Below are 15,428 nucleotides of genomic sequence, written 5' to 3'. Positions count from 1 at the left end.
ATATAAACTACTAAACAAGATAGGACCTGTCTGTTTATTTTGCTTCATATTTAGTATTCTTTTGTTTTATCCCACTCTTAACGGGCAGTAAAACCCCCACCTCGGGGATGCTGAGGAATCGAAGAAGCTAGGTGGGGGATAACTGCCCGTAAAGGTCCGAGGGAGGTACACAAACTAAGGTCGCCACTTCCTTATGTCTTCGTTTGTGTGATCCACATCCTGTGGACCGCAAGCTTTCCATCAGTGGGAGATGAAGAAAACCCCTACTGATGGAAAGGTTCACTTTATGGAATGAAGTGTTTCTTTTTCTTTGACGGCAGCGTATCTATTCTTCGATACGGCGATTTGTTGGGAAGTGTAAATGCCAGTATGACCTGAAAATAAATAGCTGACGATGCAAACAAGAAAAAGATATAGACTTGCTTCTGATCCAAATAATTCGATTCCCATAATAAAGCATGCAATAGGAGTATTAGTTGCACCGCAAAAAACACCGATAAATCCTAATGCTGCTAAAAAAGGAACGGAAATATGCAATAGTTCTCCTAATGAACTTCCGAGAGTTGAACCAATAACAAATAAAGGGGTAACCTCTCCACCTTGATATCCAGTCCCAAGTGTAAGGGAGGTGAAAATTAACTTCGTAATAAAGGTTAAAGGGGGGGCCCCTCCATCAAAAGCTTGATCAATTAATGGAATACCTAGACCAAGATACTTGCGTGTTCCAACAATATATACCAAAGAAACAATAATTAGTCCGCCTACAAAACTTTTGATCATTGGATTTGGAATCCATTTCGAAAATTGTGCCTTTAACCAATGGGTCAATTCAGAAAATAAGGTGCTCGTTAAACCAAATAGGATTGCCGCAAATAAGATTTTGATAATAAGTATAAGGGAGAGCATAGGAATGGTGCCAATCTCATATTGATGATGGTGGACTCCCCAAGAAGAAGTCACTAAATCTCCAATTAATGCTGCAGCAAATGCAGGATAAATGGCTTCATGCCGAATTAAACCAAGAGCCAATACTTCTAAACCAAAAACAGTTCCTGCTAAGGGAGTTCCAAAAACAGACCCGAAACCGCTGCTAATCCCACATATAATAATGGTTTTTCTATCTAAAGAATCTAACTTAAATAACTTCCCGATTAGTTCGGAGAAAGCTCCGCCCATTTGTACGGCTGTCCCTTCTCGTCCTGCAGAACCTCCAAATAGATGGGTAACAATAGTGCCAAATAAAACCAAAGGTGCCATACGGAAAGGAATGCTTTCCTTTGCTCCACAAGCCTGTTCAATCAATAAATTATTGCCTTTTGTTGAATTGAGTCCATATTTCCAGTAAAGAAAGCTTACGAGCATTCCCCCTAATGGAAGCAAGAATAAGACCCAGCTATACGAATCTCTTGTTCGAGCTGCCCAGTCTAAGCTGACTAGAAAAAAAGCAGAGGCAGAACCAGCAGAAATTCCAACTAGTCCAGCAATTGTCGTCCATTTTATTAAATAAATTAATAATGTAAATTGCAATTGATTATTAAACATGTTTTTTATACTGCTCATAAATTTCTCCTTTTATTTTTAGCATTCCCTTAAAATAAAATAGACTCCTCCCAGAAAGATCATTTTAGATCCGTACTGGAAGGAGTCATTAGCTCATTGGCGGTTAATGGCGAACTCCATCGCCTATTATGTTACCTTCATTCTACCAAAGTTTAGAAAAATTGCCAATCAGATTTTAACGAAGAATGGCAGTCCGAAAAAAATAGCTATAACTATAGGGAAAGTAATAACTTATTACTAATATGGGTAGTTGTTGCCTTGTAAAATACATAATGAATGATGATTGCTATTGGTAACTAAAAATAAAAAAGGATATAGAACTTTTTTAGAAGACAAGTTCTATATCCTTTCTATATGAAAAATTACATTCCCGATTCTCCATCATCATAGTTGAACTGCCAATGAATGCCGAACTTATCGGTTACTTGACCGTATAGCTTGCTCCAAAAGGTTTCTTGGAGATCCATGCCTACAGTGCCGCCTTCTTTTAGTTGATTAAAAAGGGAAATCATTTGATCCATATTTTTATTCACAAATGCGAGGGTAATGTTGTTCCCTGCAACAAAAGGCATTCCAGGGAAAACATCAGAAAACATCAATGTGCTTCCTTCGATGTTAATGGAGGTGTGCATGACTAAATTTTTTGCTTCATCGGGCAGAGGATAGTCTGGGTTTGGTGGTGTTTCTCCAAAGGTCATAAATTTTGGTTCTTCTGTTCCAAAAACCTGTGCATAAAACTCTACTGCTTCACGGCAGTTTCCATCAAAATTAAGATAAGCATTAATAGACATTTTTTCACCCCTATGTAAGATATAGTAAAACAGGAAAACTACTTTTTAATTTATTTTAACATAGTAATAGGAATAATGGGAATTTTGCAAAAATAAAAAAGTTCATAGTTTCTTCTTATTAATTGGGGCTGGAAATTAGATTTATCGATAATTGAAAGTTGATATTTACACGGTTAAAACCCGTATTTTTTGGTTTTACATAGAAAAACAGCAAATAATGAAATACGAAATGGGAGATATTATTTTATATATATAATTGGGAGGATAAAATGAATGTCTACTGAAAAATTATCGATATTTGCTTTAGGTGGCATAAATGAAATTGGAAAAAATATGTATGTCATTCAATATGAAAATGATATTGTCATTATTGACTGCGGAGGGAAATTTCCAGATGAAAGTTTATTGGGGATTGATTTAATTATCCCTGATATTACTTACTTGGAAGAAAATAAAGAGAAGATTCGAGGATTGCTTGTTACCCATGGTCATGAAGATCATATTGGCGGAGTTCCCTACTTTTTAAGAAAACTTAATGTACCTATTTTTGCAACACGATTTACTTTAGGATTAATTGAATTAAAATTAGATGAACATAGGCTCAAAAGAGACACAAAATTAATGGAGATTGACTCAAATTCAGAACTCGAATTGGGAAAAATAAAAGCTTCCTTTTTTAAAACAAACCACAGTATTCCCGATTGTCTAGGCATGGTTTTTCATACTCCAGAAGGAAATATTGTTCATACCGGTGATTTTAAATTTGATTTAACTCCAGTAAATAATCAATATGCGGATATTCATAAAATGGCGGAGATTGGCAAGCAAGGTGTTTTGGTTTTGATATCTGAAAGTACGAATGCAGAACGCAAAGGATTAACGCCGTCTGAACGCATGGTAGGTGATCATTTATATGAAATGTTCACGAAAGCACAGGGGAAAATCTTTGTCTCTACTTTTGCTTCTAATGTAAACCGCGTACAGCAAGTAGTTGAAGCGGCTATCAAAATGAATAGAAAGCTTGCTCTTTTAGGACGAAGTATGGTCAATGTAGTATCAGTAGCGATAGAACGTGGATATTTAACGATTCCTGAAGGGATGCTGATTGAAGCGCAAGAGGTTGATAGGCTGCCCCCTGAAAAGGTAGTTGTTCTGTGTACTGGAAGTCAAGGAGAACCAAATGCCGCTCTTTCCCGACTATCAAGCGGAAACTTTCGAGATGTGACAATTTACCCTGACGATATGGTCATTTTGGCTGCCTCTCCTATACCTGGAAATGAACGGGATGTTTCTCGAATTATAGACAATTTATTTCAAATAGGCGCCCACGTTATTTATGGATCCGGCAGTTCAACAGGCATGCACGTCTCTGGTCATGGCTATCAGGAAGATTTAAAGCTTATGCTTACTTTTATGAAGCCGAACTATTTTATTCCCATTCATGGTGAATATAGAATGCTTCATCATCATCGTTTGTTGGCTGAATCTGTAGGAGTAGAGGAAGGAAATACATTTATTATCCAAAACGGGGATGTTGTTGATATTGAAAACAAAATGGCCCGTCAGACAAGGAAGATACCCTCAGGAGATACTTATATAGATGGAATCGGCGTTGGGGATGTCGGGGACATTGTTTTAAGAGATCGAAAACTACTTTCCGCAGATGGAATGCTTGTGATTGTCATAACGATAAGTAAATCGGACAGAAAGATTATGTCCGGTCCTGACACAATTACTCGCGGATTTGTATATGCAAGAAATGCAGATGATCTTCTAAAAGAAGTAAATCGGCTTGTCACAAAAACAGTGAATGACATGCAAGCGGAAAATATCAGGAGATGGAAGGAAATGAAACAAACGATAAAAAAATCAGTAGGGCAATATTTATTCGCACAAACGAAAAGAAAACCAATGATTTTGCCGATTATTATTGAAATATAAGAACAAAGGTGGAAGCACCTTGAAGTTCTGAAGAAAAATGTTCTCGTGACTTTAAAAGTGTTTTTTTGCTTTTATAGGCATGAAGTTTTTTTTCATAAGAGCTAGTTACTGGAGCTGGGATACAGATGCAATCACTTTAATAATTCACAACTCTATTTCGTTTATAATTTCTTTATAGTAAAAAAAGTAACTGTCAAATATGCTCGCCTATTTAAAAGATGAGCATATTTGACAGTTAAATAATTTTGAGAAACTAGAAGAAGTAATTCAAGTAGTTTACAAATATTTTTATCATCAAAAAAATGTAAAAAAATTAGGAAGATATTGCTCAATTATGTATCGAATAAAATCTTCCTAACCAATCAATTATGATTAGAATAACTCCCATTTCAAGTTATACCAACACCATTACCAAAAACTGAAAAAGGCTACTTTTTCAACTATCTATTGACATATATTAATAGAAGCCTTCCTGTTATTTTAATTTAGAGGTTGATTAAGTCGTACTTACAGTTCTTAACTGTAAATACATTTTCTTTAAAGAGTTCTTTGTTATCGTAACAGGATTATTTTGCATATTAGGTGCAAAGCTGTTTTCCACAAGGCTGTTTAATTGTTCATCTGTATGGATACCTGCGTCTTCCAACGTCATTTTTAAGCCCATTTCCTTTTTCATTTCATCAATTCTGTCTGCCAATTCTTCGGAATTTTTAAAACCAAGTCGTTGGCTAAAAGCGTTTAGTCGCTCAGCTTCTGGTCCATACTGGCTGTTAATTTTCCAGAAGGAAGGCAATGTCATCGCACATGCCTCACCGTGTGGTACTCCAAAGTCTTGGGTTAATGGATAGGAGCAAGCATGTGCAGCGGCTGTTTGTGTTAAATTAAAAGCCAAACCAGCTGTAACAGATGCCTCACTCATTTTTGCTCTAGCCTCTATATTTTCTGGTTCATGATAAGCTGTCAGTAGATGCTTAAAGACAAGGGATGCCGCTCTTTCTGCGGCCATATCTGTAAAAGGCTGGTGTTTTTTACCGTAAAATGCTTCGAGTGAATGTGCCAGCACATCAATTCCACTTACTGCTGTAACAGAAGGAGGACAAGTGACCGTTAATGCAGGGTCAATAAGTGCATATACTGGATAAAAGTAATCGCTCGCAATCGGAGCTTTCACATCATTTTCCGTATCGGTCAACACCGAAACAGTTGTAACTTCGCTTGCTGTTCCAGATGTTGTTGGAATAGCGATATATGGAATACCTTGCTCTGTCACTGGCCGTTTCTTAGAAAAGAAATCTGCAGTTCCATAAGGCGTTTTTGCAACAAAGCAAGCTACCTTCGCACAGTCTATAATGCTTCCACCCCCAAGTGCAATGGCAAATTCACATTTGTTTTCACGAATAGCCTCTGCACAGTCATCCGTATTTTTAACGGTTGGATTTGGTTGTATATCCGAAAAAATAGCCACAATTTTACCTTCTGAATGATCGATAATTTCTTGTGCAATTCCGCTTCGAACCATCGAAGGAGCACTAATTAATATTCCTCTTTTAGCATTCATTTGTTTTAGAATTTCTGGTATATTTTTAATCTTTCCAACCCCAAAATCAATTGGTACAGGCTGTTTATAAAAGAAATTTTCCATCCTTTTACTTCCTTTCTTTTTATAATTATTAATTTATCCTAACATTTCTCCCCTTCGGAAAAATATACTTCATCCGTATGAAGAGAAATGAGGCTGAACTTTGTCTTACCTTAATTCGAAATTAACGCTTTGTCTGTAAATAGGTACTCTTTCTCAAAAATCCCTAGTACTTTTTCAAAAATATCCATTGCTTCATTTATTTCTTGTTCCGAAATAATCAGTGGAGGAGCAATGATCACACTTGATTCGTGAGAATACGTATAGAAGCCACGTTCACCTAACAAGCCAACAAATGTCTTCATTAATCCGACTGTATCTTTGCCATAATCCATTCCGTAAGAAATAATCGGATCTCCAGTTGTCTTGTCTTTTACAAGTTCAACTGCAGCAAAGAGTCCAATATGACGTACTTCACCTACTGAATCATACTGGCAAAGTTGATCAAGTCGTTTTGCAAGGATTTGTCCAATCTCTTCAGCATTTTCAATGATTTTCTCTTCTTTATATACATCAAGAGTTGCATTCCCAATTTGTGTAGAGACAGTATGTCCGCTGTAAGTTAATCCGGTCATAAGGACATTATCGTCAAAATAGCTTGCTATTTTTTCGCTCACAATAACACCGCCAAGTGGTGCATACCCAGAAGTTACTCCTTTTGCAAAAGTCATCATATCTGGTTCAAAGTTATAATGGTCAACCGCAAACATTTTTCCTGTTCGGCCAAAGCCAGTCATCACTTCATCACAAATCATGAGAATACCGAATTCATCACATAATTTACGTACACCTTCTAAGTAACCTTTTGGTGGGATTAATACTCCATTGCTCCCTGGGATCGGCTCCATAAAAACAGCAGCAATTGTTTCAGGTCCTTCATAGAGCATTTGATTTCTTAATCGATCTAAATAAAATTTAGTTGCCGCTTCTTCACTTTCAAAATCAATGACTTCTCGATATAAATAAGGAGTATCAAACTTGACAAACCCAGGTAATCCAGGCTCTACTGTAAAACGACGGCCTTCTCCAGTTAAGTTTCCTGCACCAAAAGTGGCGCCATGATAAGAGCGGTAGCGCGAAAAGATTTTGTAGCGTCCAGTAGCCATTTTTGCCATTTTCACTGCATGATCATTCGATTCAGCACCTCCGCAAGTAAAAAAGACCTTTGACATATTACTTGGAGCAACTTCAATGATTTTTTTGGCTAGCTCCGCTTTGGAAGCAGTCGCAAAGCTTGGTGCTGCCATTGGTATTTCACCAATATGTTTGAATTCTTCGAGAACCTTAGGATGATTATGACCTACATTTAAGTAAACTAGCTGGGAACTCATATCGAAATATCTGTTTTTTGCTTCATCCCAGAAAAAAACACCTTGTGCCTTTGTGATAGTCTTTGAGTTTACATTTTTTTGTTTTGACCAAGATTGCAAGACAAAATTTTTATTATCATCTTTTATTTGAGATACATCGATAGATTTCATATAAGATAACACTCCATTCCCTTATCATTAGTATAGTCTCATCATAATTGAATTAATTATCTGAAAACAATGATTATTCAAACAAAAATGTTTGTGCAACTGCACAAGTTCATGATCTAATAGAGCTGCTTAGCAAAAAAAAGAACCATGATTGCCACGGTTCTTAAGGGATTTGTTTTTAAGAAAATAAATGAGTTTATTTCTATATAAGTTCATTATAATAAATATTCTGAAAATAACACTGTCAATATAATGAGCTGTGATTAAAACGTATAGGATTCAATTAAAATTTTTATACTTGGTATAGCTTCATATTAAAATATCTTCAATCATGAAAGCTAATAAAATATTTGTTTTAGTAAGAGAGTTACTTAAATCAATATTTAAAATGGATTCGATTTTTTTCAGTTTATAAAGGACCGTATTGCGATGAATAAATTCCCTCCGGCCAATATTTGATGTGTGACCATCTTCTTCTAGATAAATCCGGAGAAAAGAGACATAATCTGTCTCATTTAACTGGTCATATCGATAAAGAAGACCCAGCATTTCTTGATGATAGGATTCAATCAAATTGCGATCTTGTAACCCTATAAGAAGTTTATATGCTCCAATATCTTTATAATGATAAAAAAGTTGATTAGGATTCCGTTTGCTCAGATGAATGACTGTTTTGGCTTCATTGAAGCTTTTCGATAGTTCTGTCACGTTTTTATAAAAGTTTCCTGTTCCAATCACTAATTTTGCTTCATTTCTTTTCATACTTACATCAGTGTACAAGCATTTAATCGCTTTTGAAAAAGGAATTTTAGAAGTATGAAAATCTGAATGTTCGATCATATAGATTAGTTGATTTTCATAAACCATTGAAAGGAAGGATTTGTATCTTTTATGAAACCACTCTTCTATAGTTTGGACTAATGAATGGATAGAAACGTTAGGAGTATTAATTTCACAAACAATAGTACTGAATTCAGCATCTCTCTTGTATCCAAGTCCAAGAATCTCTTGAGTAATCCTTTCCTGCTGGCTCTCTGAATTAAATAGAATATCCGAGAGTATATATTCCTTTTTCGTTTGTACAGTGTGCTCTCTGTCTAAAAATTGTACGACTAGTTTTAAAAAATCAGCTATTCGATAATCCCAAGGCATTTGAAAGACTGGAAAATGGTGCTGATTAGCAAATTGCAAGATTTGCTCAGGAATAAAGGGAATATAAGGACCTGTGTTTAACACGATGCCGGCTGCTTTGCGACGAAAGGCGATCTCCACAATCTCTGATAATTTTTTTTGATCCTTTGCCATATTAATCCCAGTTGTAACAATCAATTCATTGGGCCTAAAAAATTCAGCCAGTTCTCCGCTTTCTGTTACATTAACGCCCGTAATCGCACGATCTATTCCTTCTCCACCTGCTACTAAGGTAATTGTTTTACATTCAGGTAAATTTGCGATTTTTCTTAAAGTCATCATATTTATTTAATTTCCTTTCCATAGACAAATAGGATATATCTTTATCTTAAGTAGTTCTTTATTTTTCAAATATCATGGCTCAAGTTTACATTGTCCTATACATTCATATCCGCAGCATCTGAAGTTGGGATAGAAAAGTAAACATATAAAGCAACTTCAAGACAAAGTCTTTTTTCTGGTTTAAGAAAGTCTTCGCCCAACAATTCTTTTAATTTTTCTAGTCGGCGATAAAGAGTTTGCCTGTGAATAAACAATTTCTTTGCTGTTTCTTCTTTTGATCCGCAACATTTAAGGTATTCAGCTAATGTTTCCAACAAATTGGAATTGTAATTCTTATCATGCGCAATGACTTCTCTTAAATTGGTATCGATAAAATAAGAGAGTAATTTTTGATCTTGAATACCTTTAATCAATTGAAAAATACCAATGTCTGCATAAAATGGATTTGAAAAAGGAAGTGTTCGATTTAAATCCAAAGTGTGATGTGATTCCTTAAAACTTTCGTATGAATGAGTAATTCTCATTTTAAATTCACCAAACCCAAATGTCATATTTAAGTTTTCGACTGACGACTGGAGAGTATTTTTTAATTGTTCAATGGTTTTTATCAATAAACTTTTTGTGCTTTTCATAGAAGTGTTAGAGAATGGCTCGATGATACATAAGATATGTATTTGATTATTTTTACTAAGCAATAAACTATGCATTCCTCGCTCCTTTAGTAGAGAGCCTAACAAAATAAGAATGTCTTGGTTTCTTGATTCATTAGGTCATGTTCAATTTCCAAAATGGCGGAAAGATACAGATAATGGCCTTGCTTTAAGGGAATGTGGCCAATTCTAGTTAAGGCTTGTTCTTCATTGCTTATTTTATTTTCCAGAATTTCATTAATTAATTCATTTTGATTTTCAAGGGTTTTCTCCTCTAAATATAGTTTACGTATTAAAATAATGGCAATCGCTTTACCAGTATAATCAAGTAATAAGGAAAGTACATCCTTTTCTTCCGGTTTATCGATGATTATTCCTACATAAGATAAAGTCTGTCCTAAACAAATTATTGGTTGTGAAAGAATAATCGTGTTGTCATCTAATAGTAAGAAACTACTTTCAGTAGTAGCAGTATTATTTTTTTTAATTTCCTTTTGATATTGCATGATGAAATTTTTTGAAAACTCTAAGGTAGTAGATGGGAAAAAAATGTTTTGTTCAAATAAAGAATAATAAACAACTTGGCAAGAAGTATAGTCATGTAGTAATCGCAGAATGGATTGAATCTCCGTCCATTGTAATGTAAGCTGCTGTAGCTTTCTTGAATATAACTCCAAATCTTTAAAATTTGATGTTGATTATTAATGATATAAGAATGAATAGCTTGGGTAATATCAACAAATCGTACGGTCATTTTGAAAGTAATCAAAGGAAACTCATATTTGTTCGCCGTATCCACCATGTCTTGAGAAAGAGTTGGGAGATATTCTCCTAAAGCTACTCAAAGACCAGAAGCTCCTTGATCAATGATTTCTTTCAGATAAGATAGACTATTTTTAGTATTATGGTGAAATCCTATTCCTGTTGTAAGGATAAGATCCTTTTTGTTGACAAATTGTTTAGCGGTTGAAATATCCAGTACATGGGTCCAACCAATCTCCTTATCTATCCCTTTTTCTCCCGCAACAATTTTAGCCTCTTGAAATAAAGGTCGTTTTAATAACTCTTTTATTGTTAGTAGAGCTGAACTTTTCATAATATACCACCTTCCATCACCTATTTGTTAGTTTTTCTCACATAAAATTAAAGATTAAGACTAAGATAACATAATATTGTGACAATTTGTGTTTTACATTAGATAAAGATGGAGATGAATGGCATTTTATAAACCATTTATTGCAAGAAGAACAAATCTTTAAATTTGGGGACTTAACAAGTCTTTCCGTAGAACCGCTTGACTTTATTGGAAGACATATTCAAGAAGACATTATGTTTCTTAACCAAAGGGGTGGTAACATCTACTTGGATGCTGGTCAGTTGTGTTTCCCTGGTAATTGGTCCCTTCCTTTTAATTTAGGAAGAACGTTCGAAGAGATTCATTCACCCGTTCCTTCGTTCTCTGATAGTGGCCTTGCTCGGAAAGCACGAGAATTTTTAATGAGAATAGAGACTGGGAAACCTTGGACAAGATTTAACTGGACGATAACTGCCGGAAAATTCTTCCTACAATGCCTGCTAAGTTTGATGAATGGGGAAAAAACGAACAGAAGTTACGGTGGAAAACGTGGGAGATCTGATACATATGAGGGTCGAGGCTCAAAAGTTCTTTAGGCTCCCTCATAGTAATGGCCTTTTATTTAGTATTCATACTCATTTATTATCATTGAAAGAACTTACAAATAATAAAGAGTGGACAGAGCGGTTTTATAAAGTGTTGATAGATTTACCTGATGATATAGCGAGCTATAAAGGATATCTTCCAAATAAAGAGAAGATTACCGATTATTTAAAAAGCAGTCTTGAACAAGATTGATATCTTTTTTAAAAGTAACTTATCTTCTTTTCTACTATTAAAATCAACAAGAGGAATAAATTGTTGATGATTAGTAGCTTATTAGAAAACAAGTTTATTAGAGGGTTCTTCGGAGGTTTAAAACGAAAAAGCCCTCTTGGTTAATTTTTGAGGATCAAATCATTAGGATTTGACCCTCTGCTTTGTACTTATAATCTTCTGGAATAATGCTTGGTTTTTTGAAGCTGCGCATATGTTAAATCTTCAGCTAGGTCTAAAAATAATATTTATGATAATAATAAAAATTCATTTGACTTGCCAATTTATTTTGTAGAAGTGAATAAAACAGAAAAAAAATATCGTTTATTTCTCGTTACTCAATCATGTTCAAATAAGGATCGTGATTTAATAATAGATAGTTTAGAAACCGGTCTTTTTTGTTGTGAGGTTTCTTTGCAACCTTTTTTCACCTTAAGAACAAATGTACACAAAATGTTGTTATTTATTGATGAATTAGCAATTTTAGAAAGACTAGCTCTTATCGATTTTCTTTCTAAAAGAAAAATCGATAAGGAGCTTTATGTGAAAACGGAAAAAATAAGTCTCTCCATTATTTTTTTCAATCAATTTACTTTATTGCCGATGGGTTTTTCCTCAACAGAATACCAGATTCTTTCCCAGCAATATATTGGTACGAATTTATTTATTGCAGGAAATTGGGAAACCGTTAAACAGTTAAAAAAGTTAGCATATGAAGTTGGTTATGAAGATGATGAAATTCAATACTCTGAATATGGAAAAAAAGGAAAATGTATTCTGCGTTAAATGCTGCTCTTTTAATAAGAAAACCGAAGATAATTATATAACATGCAATAACTGTAATACATTATTAGATGTCACAACACGTTACTCCAAAAGGCTCGAAGCTTATCTTGGTTTTATTAACGGTGGAAATAGGAGAGTGATATAATGCTTACTCGTAGTAATATTAAAGTTACAGTAGAAGAAATAAATAGCGAATCTTTTGTTGTAAAACGGTTTAAACTAGTACCAATCAATGGTTATCAACTTCCAAAATTCTGTGGGGGTTCACATATTACAACACTTTGAACTCTTTAGCCTCCTGACCTTGGTCCATTACATGAGTTCCAAGTAAAATTGCATAAAAGTAACCTGGTACTTGATATACCGGAAGGAGAAACTCTATTAGAAACTTTGTTGAAACAAAAAATCCCAGCACCTCATGCTTGTAAAATTGGAGGGTGTGGCAGTTGCCAAGTGGATGTTTTAGAAGGAGAAGTTGACCATTGTGATTTTTTTCTTTCTGAACAGGAAAAACAAGAAAACAATGTGATCCTAGCGTGTGTTTCCCGATCGAAAGGTGAATGTTTAGTTTTGGACCTGTGAATTAATAAGAGGTTAGCAGCTTCTACTTAAAGTATTTTAGAGTATGTTTTTAGATTTGCAACTTTTCAGGCTGATCCAAAGCGAGTTTGTTGACAGCTTGAAAGTTGCAGTTATTGCAACTTTTAAAATGAAGAAAAACAAATCGAATGCTTTCTAAAAGGTTCTTTATTTTTTTTGATGAATGCAATTTGCTTTCTGATTGAGTATCATATATTACATATATAGTAGCTATTAAAAAAAAGAATGGAGAAACTAATTATGAAACACTGGGCATTTGTATCTGATTTTGACGGAACGATTTCTAAAAAAGATTTTTATTGGCTTGTTATAGAGCAATATTTTCCAGAGGGAAACGAGCTTTACAAAGAATGGAAATCAGGAAAGTTAAAAGATATTGATTTTTTGGGGACGGTATTTAAAGCAATCCATCAGGAGGAAGAACAAATTATTAAAGATGTTCATGGTATTCCCATTGATGAATATGTCCCAGAATTTATTAAGCTTGTACAAAAAAATGGCGGGGATTTTTATATTTTAAGCGCGGGTACGGATTATTATATTAATCATATTATTGATAAGTACAAGATTGAAAATGTAAAAGTATTCTCAAACGAAGGCATTTTTCATGAAAGAAATATCCATTTGAATATTGATGCCAACGATTGGAAGTATTCAGAACGCTATGGCATCGATAAAGCGACTGTCATCAAAAAGCTGAAAGAAGAGTATGAAGTGGTTCATTACGCTGGAGACAGCGAGCCTGATTCACACCCAGCAGTTTTTGCAGATTTAACATTTGCGAAGGATGTATTAAAGGATTTATTGAAAGAAAAAGGAGTGCCATTTATCGCTTTCGAGGACTTTACGGAAATTGAAAAATATCTTGTAGATAAAGGGTTGATTTCAAAATGACAAACCAAGGAAGAAGCTTTAATACTCCAACCATCCTTGAAATTGGGGAAGGAGTCATCCAGCAATTAGAGGTACTGTTAAAGAAATATGAGCTTAAGAACATCATTCTCTTTTTAGATGATTATACAAACGAACATTTTGCCCCAGGAATTTTAGAATCTTTTACTACAGTAAAAATTGAAATGGAAGTTCTTCCTTCCAAAATGGATATTCATGAACTTATTTCTATAGCATTTCAAATGAGCAGCTACGATGCTGTCCTAGCTTTGGGTGGCGGTGCGATTATTGATTTTGGAAAATATATTGCTTTTGCTAGAAAGCTTCCATTTATCAGCATTCCTACATCTGCTTCTAATGATGGGTTCGCAAGCAGCAGCTGTTCCCTGCAAGTAAATAATAAAAAAACGACGGTTCCTGCAAAAATTCCTTTTGGCATTATAGTAGATTTAGGCATTATTCGAACAGCGCCAAAACCATTGATTCTTGCTGGTGTTGGGGATTTAATGTCCAATATAACAGCATTGTATGACTGGAGCTTTGAAGAGAAACACGGAGTCGGTAATGTAGATGCATTTGCGGCTATGCTCAGCAAAAAAGGAGTCAACAGTTTTGTAAGAACCCCAATGTCTGATGTAAAAGACCCTATCTTCTTAAAGGAATTAGTAAGCTCTATGACGATGGGGGGGATTGCGACAGAAATCAGCGGAACCAGCGCACCGATAAGCGGTTCGGAGCATCTCATTTCCCATGCATTGGACAAGATTTCAAATAATCCTCAAATGCATGGCGTACAAGTCGGGATCGCCACCTACGTAATGGCACTTGTACAGGATCATCGATATGAAAGGCTGCGAAAGGTTTTTCAAAGAACAGGTTTTTTCGATTATGTAAAAACACTAAGTTTAGATAAGGAAGAATATAAGCAGGCCATTGACTTAGCTCCTCTAATTAAACCTACTAGGCATACCTATCTTCATGAAGAAGTATATCGGGAAAAAGCGAAGAGTATGCTTGATGAAGATTTGGTTTTATGTGAAATATTCGGAAGGTAGTAGAAAAAGGCTGTTATTATATTTTAATATCACAGTCTAGTGCATGTATGGTTGAAGTCATCGATTATGATTTTATTTTTAAAACTATGACAAATAAAAAATCTCCCTAGTTACTCTAACATACCATAATTCTGTTGAATGGCATACGTGGAGTAAGGGAGCAGTTGAAAAAAAGAAAAAAGTTTTCGCTATAGGAAATTTCTTTATATCCATTTATCAATAAGAAGGGAGGGCTTCGCCTTTCCTTTATCCTGCTATTTTTTTACTCTCTTTAAAAATCTACTAATTAAATGACCGTGTCATCTTCATCAGCTTGTTCACTAGAACCCGGATCATTTTTTGCATCCTTGATTTTATTCTTTCCACCTCTATCAGCAATCTGTCCTCCTTTTGATGCTTCTTGTTTTACTCCAGTATTTCCACCTTCATTTGCAAGGTTATTGTTGTTGTTGATAATTATATAAATTTTAAGCCCGTCTTTGTCATGCTTGAAAGAAATACTTTCTTTTGGTTACTTCTCTTCCTTTTCTTTATTACGTTTCTTATTTTTCTTTTTCGACAAAATTCATCTTCTCCTTCGAATTATATTGTCATCATCCTATCTTATTATTTCTTTCCTTTTGTGTTTGTGTGCTTGTCCTATGTATCTAACATACTAGTGAAGTTCTCG

16 protein-coding genes, 1 pseudogene and 1 riboswitch are annotated in these 15,428 nt (G+C 34.7%); of the genes and pseudogenes, 9 read left to right on the top strand and 8 right to left on the bottom strand.

Annotated elements, in window-relative coordinates:
- Positions 1-279 precede the first annotated feature (279 nt).
- Both ACTYBU_RS18335 and ACTYBU_RS18330 read right to left on the bottom strand, forming a co-directional pair.
- Positions 280-1,560 carry a voltage-gated chloride channel family protein gene (locus tag ACTYBU_RS18335; RefSeq protein ID WP_445491938.1) on the bottom strand — a complete coding sequence of 427 codons (1,281 nt, stop codon included), beginning with the start codon at positions 1,558-1,560 and terminating at the stop codon, positions 280-282.
- Positions 1,561-1,632: 72 nt separating this feature from the next.
- Positions 1,633-1,693, bottom strand: a riboswitch (Fluoride riboswitch).
- A 229-nt stretch (positions 1,694-1,922) separates the two neighbouring features.
- Positions 1,923-2,351, bottom strand: a complete 429-nt coding sequence (locus ACTYBU_RS18330; protein WP_445491937.1) for a VOC family protein — start codon at positions 2,349-2,351, stop codon at positions 1,923-1,925.
- A gap of 273 nt (positions 2,352-2,624) precedes the next feature.
- Between ACTYBU_RS18330 and ACTYBU_RS18325 the strand changes: the two genes are divergently transcribed.
- The gene (locus tag ACTYBU_RS18325; RefSeq protein ID WP_445491936.1) at positions 2,625-4,292 is read left to right on the top strand and encodes a ribonuclease J; all 1,668 of its coding nucleotides are present in this window, start codon (positions 2,625-2,627) and stop codon (positions 4,290-4,292) included.
- Between the two features lie 496 nt (positions 4,293-4,788).
- On the opposite strand, the gene ACTYBU_RS18320 is transcribed toward ACTYBU_RS18325, so the two are convergent.
- From ACTYBU_RS18320 to ACTYBU_RS18295, 6 genes and pseudogenes are all read right to left on the bottom strand, one after another.
- Positions 4,789-5,934 carry an iron-containing alcohol dehydrogenase family protein gene (locus tag ACTYBU_RS18320; protein ID WP_445491934.1) on the bottom strand — a complete coding sequence of 382 codons (1,146 nt, stop codon included), beginning with the start codon at positions 5,932-5,934 and terminating at the stop codon, positions 4,789-4,791.
- Positions 5,935-6,044: 110 nt separating this feature from the next.
- Positions 6,045-7,412 carry an aminotransferase class III-fold pyridoxal phosphate-dependent enzyme gene (locus ACTYBU_RS18315; RefSeq protein WP_445491933.1) on the bottom strand — a complete coding sequence of 456 codons (1,368 nt, stop codon included), beginning with the start codon at positions 7,410-7,412 and terminating at the stop codon, positions 6,045-6,047.
- A 309-nt stretch (positions 7,413-7,721) separates the two neighbouring features.
- Positions 7,722-8,882, bottom strand: coding sequence for a PucR family transcriptional regulator (locus tag ACTYBU_RS18310; RefSeq protein WP_445491931.1), 1,161 nt, complete (start codon positions 8,880-8,882; stop codon positions 7,722-7,724).
- 98 nt (positions 8,883-8,980) lie between these two features.
- Positions 8,981-9,592, bottom strand: coding sequence for a helix-turn-helix domain-containing protein (locus tag ACTYBU_RS18305; RefSeq protein ID WP_445491929.1), 612 nt, complete (start codon positions 9,590-9,592; stop codon positions 8,981-8,983).
- 23 nt (positions 9,593-9,615) lie between these two features.
- Positions 9,616-10,212 (bottom strand): hypothetical protein, encoded by a 597-nt coding sequence (locus tag ACTYBU_RS18300; RefSeq protein ID WP_445492064.1) that lies wholly within the window; start codon positions 10,210-10,212, stop codon positions 9,616-9,618.
- Between the two features lie 41 nt (positions 10,213-10,253).
- A pseudogene (locus ACTYBU_RS18295) lies at positions 10,254-10,631 on the bottom strand (PucR family transcriptional regulator ligand-binding domain-containing protein); the annotation flags it as partial.
- Positions 10,632-10,717: 86 nt separating this feature from the next.
- On the opposite strand from ACTYBU_RS18295, the gene ACTYBU_RS18290 reads away from it, so the two are divergent.
- The 8 genes from ACTYBU_RS18290 (at position 10,718) to ACTYBU_RS18255 (ending at position 14,758) form a co-directional block, all read left to right on the top strand.
- Positions 10,718-11,206 (top strand): heme-dependent oxidative N-demethylase subunit alpha family protein, encoded by a 489-nt coding sequence (locus tag ACTYBU_RS18290; protein ID WP_445491928.1) that lies wholly within the window; start codon positions 10,718-10,720, stop codon positions 11,204-11,206.
- Positions 11,124-11,408: a heme-dependent oxidative N-demethylase subunit alpha family protein gene (locus tag ACTYBU_RS18285; protein WP_445491926.1), complete on the top strand. Its 285-nt coding sequence runs from the start codon at positions 11,124-11,126 to the stop codon at positions 11,406-11,408. The genes ACTYBU_RS18290 and ACTYBU_RS18285 overlap by 83 nt, the downstream gene beginning before the upstream one ends.
- 315 nt (positions 11,409-11,723) lie before the next feature.
- Positions 11,724-12,212 (top strand): hypothetical protein, encoded by a 489-nt coding sequence (locus ACTYBU_RS18280; protein WP_445491924.1) that lies wholly within the window; start codon positions 11,724-11,726, stop codon positions 12,210-12,212.
- Positions 12,139-12,357: a hypothetical protein gene (locus tag ACTYBU_RS18275; RefSeq protein WP_445491922.1), complete on the top strand. Its 219-nt coding sequence runs from the start codon at positions 12,139-12,141 to the stop codon at positions 12,355-12,357. The genes ACTYBU_RS18280 and ACTYBU_RS18275 overlap by 74 nt, the downstream gene beginning before the upstream one ends.
- Complete coding sequence (locus ACTYBU_RS18270) at positions 12,357-12,497, top strand: hypothetical protein (RefSeq protein ID WP_445491921.1); 141 nt, start codon at positions 12,357-12,359, stop codon at positions 12,495-12,497. Before ACTYBU_RS18275 ends, ACTYBU_RS18270 begins: the two co-directional genes overlap by 1 nt.
- A 48-nt stretch (positions 12,498-12,545) precedes the next feature.
- Positions 12,546-12,794: a 2Fe-2S iron-sulfur cluster-binding protein gene (locus tag ACTYBU_RS18265; RefSeq protein WP_445491920.1), complete on the top strand. Its 249-nt coding sequence runs from the start codon at positions 12,546-12,548 to the stop codon at positions 12,792-12,794.
- A 258-nt stretch (positions 12,795-13,052) separates the two neighbouring features.
- Entirely contained in the window at positions 13,053-13,706 is a 654-nt protein-coding gene (locus ACTYBU_RS18260) for an MtnX-like HAD-IB family phosphatase (protein WP_445491918.1), read from the top strand.
- The gene (locus ACTYBU_RS18255; RefSeq protein WP_445491916.1) at positions 13,703-14,758 is read left to right on the top strand and encodes an iron-containing alcohol dehydrogenase family protein; all 1,056 of its coding nucleotides are present in this window, start codon (positions 13,703-13,705) and stop codon (positions 14,756-14,758) included. The genes ACTYBU_RS18260 and ACTYBU_RS18255 overlap by 4 nt, the downstream gene beginning before the upstream one ends.
- The last annotated feature ends 670 nt before the right edge of the window (positions 14,759-15,428 follow it).

It is taken from the genome of Niallia sp. 03133 (assembly GCF_052663225.1).
This window is presented reverse-complemented; position numbering and strand designations above follow the sequence as displayed.